The organism is Haladaptatus sp., from assembly GCF_049589095.1.
Classification (GTDB): Archaea; Halobacteriota; Halobacteria; order Halobacteriales; family Haladaptataceae; genus Haladaptatus.
Window position 1 is genome coordinate 1 of the sequence record NZ_JBAWAC010000383.1, and the last position, 1,794, is coordinate 1,794.

General features: G+C 61.1%; 2 protein-coding genes and 1 pseudogene. All 3 read left to right on the forward strand.

The features are described from left to right. A pseudogene (rpl1P, locus tag WBV42_RS12045) lies at positions 1–88 on the forward strand (50S ribosomal protein L1); the annotation flags it as partial. A 1-nt stretch (position 89) separates the two neighbouring features. Beyond that, positions 90–1,124: a 50S ribosomal protein L10 gene (locus tag WBV42_RS12050; protein ID WP_423986255.1), complete on the forward strand. Its 1,035-nt coding sequence runs from the start codon at positions 90–92 to the stop codon at positions 1,122–1,124. Between the two features lie 9 nt (positions 1,125–1,133). Next, positions 1,134–1,460 (forward strand): 50S ribosomal protein P1, encoded by a 327-nt coding sequence (gene rpl12p, locus WBV42_RS12055; protein ID WP_253228465.1) that lies wholly within the window; start codon positions 1,134–1,136, stop codon positions 1,458–1,460. The last annotated feature ends 334 nt before the right edge of the window (positions 1,461–1,794 follow it).

Sequence of the window (1,794 nt, forward strand, 5' to 3'; positions counted from 1 at the left end):
TCTTCACTCCAACCTGGAGAAAGGACCGCTCAACGTCGATACTATCTACGTGAAAACGACGATGGGACCATCGGTGGAGGTTGCCTAGAATGTCCGCAGAAGCCGAACACAAGACAGAGCACATTCCGGAGTGGAAGCGCGAGGAAGTCGCTGAGCTGACGGATTTCGTCGAGAACTACAACAGTGTCGGCGTCGTCAACATCACCGGCATTCCGAGCAAACAGCTCCAGAACATGCGCCGCGGTCTTCACGGAAGCGCGGAACTTCGCGTCAGCCGTAACACGCTGGTGCAGCGCGCGCTCGACGCCGTGGGCGGTGGCTTCGAAGACCTGGAGGAGTACATCACGGGCCAAATCGGCCTCATCGGGACGAACGACAACCCGTTCGGCCTGTACAAGGAACTGGAAGCCTCGAAGAGTCCGGCACCGATCTCGGCCGGCGAGATCTCCCCGAACGACATCCTCATCCCCGAGGGTGACACGGGTGTCGACCCCGGACCGTTCGTCGGCGAACTCCAGCAAGCCGGAGCATCCGCACGGATCATGGATGGCTCCATCCACGTGACCGAGGACAGCCTCGTCGCGGAGGAAGGCGACGAGGTTTCGCAGGAACTCGCGAACGTCCTCGCCGAACTCGGTATGGAGCCGAAAGAGGTCGGTCTCGACCTGCGCGCCGTCTATTCGGACGGCGTCATGTTCGAGTCGGACGAACTCGCCATCGACGTGGACGAGTACCGCACGGACATCGAGACGGCTGCGGCCTTTGCCCGCAACCTCTCGGTCAACGCCGTGTACCCGACCGAGCAGACCGCACCGCTGCTCATTTCGAAGGCCACGGGCGAGGCCAAGAGCCTCGGCCTGCAGGCCGAAATCGAGAGCCCGGATGTCGTGCCGGACCTCGTGAGCAAAGCGGACGCGCAACTGCGCGGACTTGCCGCACAAATCGACGACGAGGACGCGCTGCCTGAGGAGCTTCGCGGTGTCGAAGCACCCGCAGCGGGCGGCGCGGCCGAGGAAGAAGAATCGACTGACGAAGAAGCAACTGAAGCCGAGCCTGAAGACGATGACGACGACGATGATGACGACGAAGACGCAGGCGCAGGTCTCGGCGCGATGTTCGGATAATTACTAACCATGGAATACATCTACGCAGCACTCATCCTGAACGAATCGGGCGAAGAGATCAACGAAGACAACCTCACGGACGTGCTCGACGCTGCTGGCGTCGACGTCGAAGAGTCCCGCGTCAAGGCGCTCGTCGCCGCACTCGAAGACGTGGACATCGAGGAGGCCGTCGAACAGGCCGCCGCTGTCCCCGCTGGTGGTGCCGCTGCACCTGCCGGTGGCGACGACGAAGGCGCTGCTGACGAAGCCGAAGAAGAGGAAGCCGCTGAAGAAGAAGAAGAGGACGACGAGGACGAGGACGCCGGTGGCGAGGGCCTCGGCGAACTCTTCGGCTAAACGCGACGACTTCAACTCATAGATTTTTGTTCGCGCGTAATCCACCACCAGCGACGCCGTTCAAGGGTGTGAGTGTGACTACGAATAACCGTGTTTATGACCGCGAAATCCTTCGCCCTCTTGCTACGTGTCATACTGACGCTACTGTGATTACGGGATCTGAGCCGCATGAATACCGCATCGCCACCGTACTACACCCGCTCCAACCGATTCTCCTCTGCGAGAAACGCGATACGGTCCACGGCATCGGCAAGCCGACGGAGATGGTGGTCGGGAAAAGCTAGACGAGTGGCCGTTCGTGTTCGAGCAGTTGGGCGTCGAATAACGTCGTGGC

Excerpts from the sequence above, each read along its gene's own strand:
- WBV42_RS12050 (WP_423986255.1), top strand. The coding sequence starts at position 90 with ATGTCCGCAGAAGCCGAACACAAGACAGAGCACATTCCGGAGTGGAAG.
- rpl12p (WP_253228465.1), top strand. The coding sequence starts at position 1,134 with ATGGAATACATCTACGCAGCACTCATCCTGAACGAATCGGGCGAAGAG.